This window comes from Microbacterium sp., from assembly GCF_051953575.1.
Classification (GTDB): Bacteria; Actinomycetota; Actinomycetes; order Actinomycetales; family Microbacteriaceae; genus Microbacterium.
Genome location: NZ_JBQCIP010000172.1, coordinates 1 through 8,045, shown reverse-complemented (window position 1 = coordinate 8,045; position 8,045 = coordinate 1). Strand labels below are relative to the sequence as shown.

The following is an 8,045-nucleotide window of genomic DNA, read 5'->3' as shown; positions in this document are numbered from 1 at the left end:
ACCCCCCCCCCCCGCGCCCCATCCCCCGCAGGGGCCGCCCGCCCCCGCCGGGCGGCGGCGCCGCCCCGGGCCGCCCCCCCGCATCTCGCGTGTCATGAGGGAGGCGCCGGGCGCGCTGCATACGCTCACGCAACACCGGGTGATGTGAGGTGGGTGCATGACCCGTCCCACCGAAGGTGTCTCGCCTGTCGTTCCGCGGCTGCTCCTCGCCGGCCTGTCGGTGACCGCCGTCCTGGCGCTGACGCTCGCACCGCGCAGTGTGGTCGGTCCTGCCCGCGGCGCCTTCATGGCGCTGGCCGAGCGGGTCGGTTCGCCGCTGGTGGGGTACTTCAGCGCAGGGCAGCTGGAGAGCGTCCTCAACGTGATGCTGTTCGTCCCGCTCGGCGCAGCGTCCGCCCTACTGCTGGGCCGTGGACTGTGGGGCTTCGCACCGCTGCTGGGCGTGCTGGTCTCGTTCGGCGTCGAGTACGCGCAGGTGAGGATCCCCGGACGCGTGCCCGACCTTCAAGACGTGTTCTGGAACACGTTGGGCGCCGCCGTCGGAGCAGCCCTGGCCTCACTCATGCTCCGCGGGAGCGGTCCGCGCCGCCGGCGCCGCTGAGCTCAGAAGCCGATCGCCTCGCGGTAACGCGGCTTGTGGCCGGTGCGGATGCCGGTGACGCTGGGCTTGTTCTCATACACCCCGGCGCCCCAGTTGCCTTCGACCAGGACCGGCCCGTCGGGGCTGACGACGATGTCCCAGCCCACGTACTGGACCTGGGGCACGACGCGCGCGACCTGGTCGACGAACGCCGTCACCTCGTCGATCATCGGCAGCTGGAAGTCGGCGATCACGAACCCGCTGTCGGGGTGCTTCACGTGCACGTGCGCGTGCGAGTCGTAGCCGGGGCCGACGGCGTGGCCGTTCTCGTCGAGCATCGTGTAGAAGCCGCCGAACGTCATCTGGTCGCTCACCGCGCCTCGGCCGAACTTCTGGGCCATCGCGAGGATGTGCGTCCGCTCGCCATCGAAGAACGCGGTCACCCGCGTCGTGTTGACGGTGCCAGGGCAGACGGCGGCGAGGTCGGCGTGCTGGCGGATGACCTCTTCGATCAGCAATTCGCCACGCTCGAGGAGTCCGCGGTGGAAGCCGTCCCAGTCGGTGATGTCGGCCGCGTGGTAGCGGTGCACGCCGGTGCCCGCCTGGCCCACCGGCTCTTTGGTGACGATGGTGCCGTGCTTCTGGGTGAAGGCCCGGACCGCCTCGGCGTTGCCCTCCTCGACGACCATCCAGTCGCGACGGAGGAAGTCGCTGAACGTGCGATCGAACTCGACCTTGTCCTGGAACAGGCCGCGGTAATCGGGGTGGTCGTACTTCTGCGACAGCTCGTTCGACACCGGGTGCGTCATATAGGTAGCACGCTCGGCGCGCGTGAGGATGGCGAAGTCGTAGTCGACGTAGTCCTGGAAGCCGACCTGCCTGAACCCGGCCGACCACAGCATGTCGATGACGACCGCAGGCGTCCACTTGCCGTGCTCGTGAGCGGTCTCCTTCGCGCGCTCCAGCACCGACCCGACGTCGATGCGGCGGATGCGCCAGGCGAGGTAGCGAAGGCGGTTCGAAAGGGCGAGGCCCTGAGAAGACATGCGTGCTCCGGGTTCGGTTCGGGGACCCCGATAGTCTAGAGGCGTGAGTTCCGCTATCCCTGGGCACGACATGTCGACGCCCGGATACGGTCCCCGCAGCGCCCCGGTCGCGCACATCTCGCGCGCGGCGCTCACGGCGAATGCACGCGCGGCGCGGGCACGCGGCATCCATACGTTCTCTTCGAGCATCTTCGCGGCGGATGCCTGGGGCCACGGCGAGTCGCTGGTGCGCGACGTGCTGGAGGCCGAGGGTTTCGCCCGCGATGAGACGGTGCCTGACGGCGGCGTGACCGCGCCGGGCGCGCCGCCGGCGATCGCCCGCGACGACAGGCTTTCGCCGGCGAGCCTCTTCGGGCTCACGGACGAGGACCCCGCTACGCGCCCCGCCCTCCGCCTCACGGGAACCGTGCTGTCGGTCAAGGACCTGCGCGCCGGCGAAGGGGTCTCGTACGGCTTCGCCTTCCGCGCGCCGGCCGACACGCGGGTCGCGCTGGTGACCGGCGGCTACGCGCAGGGCATCGTCCGTTCGCTCGGCGGCCTCGTCGATGTCGCGATCGCGGGGGAGCGGCACCCGATCGTCGGACGGGTCGCGATGGACGTCTGTGTCGTCGAGATCCGGGACGCCGCGGTCCGCCGTGGCGACGATGTGCTGTTCCTCGGCGATCCTGCCGCGGGCGAGCCAGCGCTCGGCGACTGGGTGCGTGCGTGCGGATGGCGGCCAGAGGAGCTGATCACGATGGTCGGCCTGCGAGCGATCCGCGAGGAGGCACCGTGACCGCGCGACTGCGTGTCGACGTGACGGCCCTGGCCGCGAACCTGGACCGGGTGCGCGCCACCGTCGCCCCCGCCGGTCTCATGCTCGTCGTCAAGGACGACGCATACGGCCACGGTCTGGAGCCCGTCGTCCGGACCGCGGCAGCTGCCGGCGTCCGGTGGTTCGGCGCGTTCGACGTGCGCACGGGCGCGGCGGTGCGCACTGTGCTGGGCGATGCTCCCCGGATCTTCGCGTGGATCGCCGCCTCACGCGGCGACCTCGACACCGCGATCGCCGCCGACCTCGACCTCGGCGTCGGCGACGCCGGACTTCTCGAAGAGCTCGCCGATGCCGCTCATGCCGCAGCGGCGACGGTGCGAGTCCACCTGAAGATCGACACGGGTCTGCACCGCAACGGGGTGCGACCCGAGGAGTGGCCCGCGTTCGTGCGACGCGCCGCGGAGCTGCAGGCCGAGGGAGTGATCGAGGTCGTCGGCGTATGGAGCCACATCGCCGAGGCGTCGGACGCCGAGGACGACGACGCCCGTGCGGTGTTCGAGTGGGCGCTCGACGACGCCCGGGCCGCCGGCATCCATCCGTCCGTCCGCCATCTCGCGGCCAGTGCCGCGTCGTTCGCGCGGCCGGAGTTCCGGTACGACATGGTGCGCGTGGGGGCGTTCGGCTACGGCATCCGCTCGGCGGGCGGGCCCTCGGCCGCCGAGTTGGGGCTGACGCCCATCGCCACGCTGGAGGCTGATGTCGTCGAGACGGGTCCGTTCACCCGCATCGATGTCGGCGTCGCCCACGGTCTGCCGTCCGCGCTGGCCGGGCGCGCGGCCGTCGGCACGGCGGCGGGACCGCGCACCCTCACGGAGGTCGGCGATACCGCATCGCTCATCGAGAGCTGGCCCGGGGCTCAGCGCGGAGACACCGTCGCGGTGTTCGGACCGGGAGAGCGCGGCGAGGGGTCGAGCACCGACCTCGCCGAGATCATCGGCACGATCGGCGAAGAGATCGCGGTGCGCGTGTCGCCGCTGGTGCCGCGCGTCTACGAAGGCTGACGCGCGGCGGGCGGGTCACTCCGAGAGGCGAGCCGTCTCGTCGTGCCACGACGTGGCGATCGCACGGAGCTTCTCTTCGTACTTGCGACCGTGGTGGGCGCAGAAGAGCATCTCGGTGCCGTTGACCTCGGCCGCGATGTAGGCCTGCGCGCCGCAGGAGTCGCAGCGATCCTGGGCCGTGAGGCGGTACTCGAGGACGGCGGCGGTCTCGGTGGGTGTCGATAGCGTGGTCATCTCGGTGCCTCCTCGTATACGTAGAACGTCGTTGCCGGTCATGAAATACAACCACGCCGGGGATCCGAGAATGCCCTACGCAGCTGACATTTCGCTCAGCGCGTACGCGGAGGGGTGGGCGACGCGTGTCTGCGCGGGGGTGTCGGGCGCCCCGATTACGATGGGAGATTGTGACCGCCGAGTATTCCGCCCATCATCTCCAGGTGCTCGAGGGGCTCGAGGCGGTCCGCAAGCGCCCCGGCATGTACATCGGCTCGACCGACTCGCGCGGTCTCATGCACTGCCTGTGGGAGATCATCGACAACGCAGTGGACGAGGCCCTCGGCGGGTTCGGCACACGCATCGACGTCATCCTGCACGCCGACGGCAGCGTCGAGGTGCAGGACCGCGCCCGCGGCATCCCCGTCGACATCGAGCCGCGCACCGGTCTCTCGGGCGTCGAGGTCGTCTTCACCAAGCTCCACGCCGGCGGCAAGTTCGGCGGCGGGTCGTATGCGGCCTCGGGCGGTCTGCACGGCGTGGGCGCATCGGTCGTGAACGCGCTGTCCGAACGCCTGGACGTCGAGGTCGACCGCGGCGGGAAGACGTGGGCGATGTCGTTCCACCGGGGCGAGCCGGGCGTCTTCTCCAACGGCAGCCCCGCGTCGGCGTTCACCCCGTTCCAGGAGCGCAGCGAGCTGCGGGTCGCCGGCCGGGCTGCGAAGGGCGCCACGGGCACCCGCATCCGGTACTGGGCCGACCCGCAGATCTTCACCAAGGACGCCACGTTCAACCTGCAGGAGCTCGAGCAGCGGGCACGCCAGACGGCGTTCCTCGTGCCCGGGCTCGAGATCGTCATCCGTGACGAGCGCCCCGGACGCGAGACCGAGGAGCCGGTCGAGACCAGCTACCGCTTCGACGGCGGCATCTCGGAGTTCGCGGACTTCCTCGCCCCGGACTCGGCCATCACCGACACGTGGCGGCTCACCGGCACCGGCTCGTTCACCGAGACGGTTCCCGTGCTCCAGCCCTCCGGCGCGATGGTGCCGACCGAGGTGCAACGCGAGTGCCACGTCGACATCGCCGTCCGCTGGGGCACCGGCTATGAGACGGTGTCGCGCTCGTTCGTCAACATCATCGCCACGCCCAAGGGCGGCACGCACCAGCAGGGCTTCGAACAGGGGCTCATGAAGGTGCTGCGCGACCAGGTGACCCAGAACGCCCGCCGCCTCAAGGTCGGGAACGACAAGCTCGAGAAGGACGACATCCTCGCGGGGCTCAGCGCCGTGCTCACCGTGCGCCTGCCCGAGCCGCAGTTCGAGGGTCAGACGAAGGAGGTGCTCGGCACCCCCGCGGTCCGCCAGATCGTCACGAACGTCGTCACGCGCGAGCTCACCGCGCGCTTCACCTCGACCAAGCGCGACGACAAGGCGCAGACGGCGCTGCTGCTCGACAAGGTCGTCTCCGAGATGAAGGCGCGTATCTCGGCGCGCACCCACAAAGAGACGCAGCGCCGCAAGAACGCGCTCGAGTCCTCGTCGCTGCCGGCGAAGCTCGCGGACTGCCGGTCGAACGACGTCGCCGAGTCCGAGCTGTTCATCGTCGAGGGCGACTCGGCGCTCGGGACCGCGAAGCTCGCCCGCAACAGCGAGTTCCAGGCGCTGCTGCCGATCCGCGGCAAGATCCTCAACGTGCAGAAGGCGTCGATCAGCGACATGCTGTCGAACGCGGAGTGCGCGGCGATCATCCAGGTGATCGGCGCCGGCTCGGGTCGTTCGTTCGATCTCGATGCGGCCCGCTACGGCAAGATCATCCTGATGAGCGACGCCGACGTCGACGGCGCGCACATCCGCACGTTGCTGCTGACGCTGTTCTTCCGCTACATGCGTCCGCTCATCGACGAGGGCCGCGTCTACGCCGACGTCCCGCCGCTGCACCGTGTGGTCGTGATGAACCCGGGCTCGAAGCCGAACGAGACGATCTACACCTACTCCGAGCAGGAGCTGCACGCCCTGCTCACCAAGCTCACGAAGGCGGGCAAGCGCTGGCAGGAACCGGTCCAGCGGTACAAGGGTCTCGGCGAGATGGATGCCGATCAGCTCGCGGTGACCACCATGGACCGCGCGGGCCGGACGCTGCGCCGCGTGCGCATGCAGGACGCCGAGGCAGCCGCGAGCGTGTTCGAGTTGCTGATGGGCAACGACGTCGCACCGCGCAAGGAGTTCATCATCGACTCCAGCGACCGGCTGGCCCGCGAGCGCATCGACGCCTGATCCCGCCCCTACGCGCACTTAAGAGAGAGGCGCATCGGCTGTGCCGGTGCGCCTCTCTCTTCCTTCGTGTGGTCAGCGGATGCCGGTGCCGACCGCGCCGATGACGCCGTCGAGCGGCACGCCCGAGGCGTCGCGCTTCGCGCCGGCTTCGGGAAGAGTGCGGGTCGCGCCGTCGGTTCCCACAGCGCGCGGGTCGGAACCGACCCAGGCGAGCGTCAGCGCGTCCTCGCCCTTCAGCAGGCGCTGCGCACGGACGCCGCCGGTGGCACGGCCCTTCGCGGGGAACTCGCTGAACAGCGACACCTTGGCGCTTCCCGCATCGGTGCCGGCGATCGCGGCTCCCGAACCCGCCACGGTCACCACGACCGCGTCGAAGGCGGTCGGCCCGACGACGTCGAACGTGATGACCTCGGCACCGTCGGCGAGCCGGATGCCGGCCATGCCGCCGGCGGAGCGACCCTGCGGACGCACCGACGAGGCGTCGAATCTCAGCAGCTGGGCGTCGTCGGTGACGAAGACGAGCTCGGCGCCATCCGATGCCGGTGCCGCGCCGACGACGCGGTCGCCGTCCTTGAGCGCGATGATCTCGATGTCGTGCTTGTTCCCGAGCTCCGTCGCCGCGACACGCTTGACGACGCCCTGCGCGGTGCCCAGGGCGATCGGCGGCGCGTCCGCCAGCGGCACGAGGGCGACCACGTGCTCGCCCGAGCCGAGGCCGAGGTACTGGTCGACGCGGGTGCCCGCCGCGAGCTGCACGGAGTTGCCGGGCACCGAGGGCAGGTCGACCGGGGTGAAGCGCACCAGCCGCCCGAGGCTCGTGACCGCGCCGATGTCGCCGCGCGTCGTGGTGTCGACCGAGGAGCGGACAGCATCGTGCTTCGAACGTCGCGAGGGGGCGACGATGCCGCCGCCGGGGGCGGCGGCATCCAGCTCGGCGCGCACCATGCGCCCGGTGGCGGAGAGGTAGACCCGGCACGGCGAGTCCGCGATCTGCAGGTCCGCGACCGCCGCGGCCGCGCGCGAGCGCGGCTGGACGGGCCCGCCGTTGAGCAGCAGCGTGCGGCGGGGCGTCCCGAAGGCCTCGGCTGCGGCATCCAATTCCTTGGCGACCTGAGCCCTCAGCAGCACATCGCTGCCGAGCAGCTCCTCGAGCTGAGCGATCTCGGCCTTCAGGCTGTCGCGCTCGGCCTCGAGCTCGATGCGCGAGAACTTGGTGAGCCGGCGCAGCCGCAGCTCGAGGATGTACTCCGCCTGCGGCTGTGACAGGTCGAAGACGTCCATGAGGCGCGTGCGGGCCTGCTCGCCGTCGTCCGATGCGCGGATGACCTGGATGACCTCGTCGATGTCGAGGATCGCGATGAGGAGGCCCTCGACGAGGTGCAGACGCTCTTTGCGACGCTCCAGCCGGTAGCGGCTGCGACGCGTGACGACACTGATGCGGTGGTCGAGGTACACGCGCAGCAGCTCGCGCAGGCCGAGCGTCTGCGGCTGGCCCTCGACGAGCGCGACGTTGTTGATGCTGAACGAGTCCTCGAGCGGGGTGAGCCGGTACAGGTGGTCGAGCACCGCCTGCGGGTCGAAGCCGGTCTTGATGCCGATGACCAGGCGCAGGCCCTTGTGACGGTCGGTGAGGTCGTTGACGTCCGAGATGCCCTGCAGCTTCTTGGCGTTGACGGCATCCTTGATCTTCTCGATGACCCGTTCGGGACCGACGAGGTAGGGTAGCTCGGTGACCACGAGGCCGGTGCGGCGCGGGCCGAGCGACTCGATCGACACCTTCGCGCGCGTGCGGAAGCTGCCGCGGCCGTTCGTGTAGGCGTCCTTGATGCCGTCGAGGCCCACGATGATCCCGCCGCCGGGGAGGTCGGGCCCCGGAACGAACTCCATCAGCTCCTCGACGGTCGCCTCGGGGTTCTCGAGCAGGTGCGTCGCCGCGCCCACGACCTCGATGAGGTTGTGCGGCGCCATGTTGGTCGCCATGCCGACCGCGATGCCCGTCGTGCCGTTGACGAGCAGGTTCGGGAACGCGGCGGGCAGCACCTCGGGCTGCTGGAACTGGCCGTCGTAGTTGGGGATGAAGTCGACGACGTCCTCGTCGAGGTTCTCGGTCAGCGCGAG

General features: G+C 70.4%; 7 protein-coding genes. 4 read left to right on the top strand and 3 right to left on the bottom strand.

The features are described 5' to 3' along the window. The first annotated feature begins 157 nt into the window (after positions 1 to 157). Positions 158 to 601, top strand: coding sequence for a VanZ family protein (locus tag ACTHNQ_RS10730; protein WP_440333358.1), 444 nt, complete (start codon positions 158 to 160; stop codon positions 599 to 601). Positions 602 to 603: 2 nt separating this feature from the next. Here the strand turns inward: ACTHNQ_RS10730 and ACTHNQ_RS10725 are convergent, their stop codons facing one another. Continuing rightward, the gene (locus ACTHNQ_RS10725; protein WP_440333357.1) at positions 604 to 1,626 is read right to left on the bottom strand and encodes a sugar-transfer associated ATP-grasp domain-containing protein; all 1,023 of its coding nucleotides are present in this window, start codon (positions 1,624 to 1,626) and stop codon (positions 604 to 606) included. 43 nt (positions 1,627 to 1,669) lie between these two features. Between ACTHNQ_RS10725 and ACTHNQ_RS10720 the strand changes: the two genes are divergently transcribed. Together ACTHNQ_RS10720 and ACTHNQ_RS10715 are read left to right on the top strand one after the other, a co-directional pair. Next, complete coding sequence (locus ACTHNQ_RS10720; protein WP_440333356.1) at positions 1,670 to 2,401, top strand: alanine racemase C-terminal domain-containing protein; 732 nt, start codon at positions 1,670 to 1,672, stop codon at positions 2,399 to 2,401. Beyond that, entirely contained in the window at positions 2,398 to 3,441 is a 1,044-nt protein-coding gene (locus tag ACTHNQ_RS10715; RefSeq protein ID WP_440333355.1) for an alanine racemase, read from the top strand. Before ACTHNQ_RS10720 ends, ACTHNQ_RS10715 begins: the two co-directional genes overlap by 4 nt. Positions 3,442 to 3,456: 15 nt before the next feature. On the opposite strand, the gene ACTHNQ_RS10710 is transcribed toward ACTHNQ_RS10715, so the two are convergent. Then, positions 3,457 to 3,675 carry a DUF7455 domain-containing protein gene (locus ACTHNQ_RS10710; protein WP_440333354.1) on the bottom strand — a complete coding sequence of 73 codons (219 nt, stop codon included), beginning with the start codon at positions 3,673 to 3,675 and terminating at the stop codon, positions 3,457 to 3,459. A gap of 170 nt (positions 3,676 to 3,845) precedes the next feature. Between ACTHNQ_RS10710 and ACTHNQ_RS10705 the strand changes: the two genes are divergently transcribed. After that, the gene (locus ACTHNQ_RS10705; RefSeq protein WP_440333353.1) at positions 3,846 to 5,927 is read left to right on the top strand and encodes a DNA gyrase/topoisomerase IV subunit B; all 2,082 of its coding nucleotides are present in this window, start codon (positions 3,846 to 3,848) and stop codon (positions 5,925 to 5,927) included. A 72-nt stretch (positions 5,928 to 5,999) separates the two neighbouring features. Here ACTHNQ_RS10705 and ACTHNQ_RS10700 read toward each other — a convergent pair. After that, positions 6,000 to 8,045 (bottom strand): DNA gyrase/topoisomerase IV subunit A (locus ACTHNQ_RS10700; protein ID WP_440333352.1); only part of this gene is annotated, 2,046 nt, incomplete at its 5' end.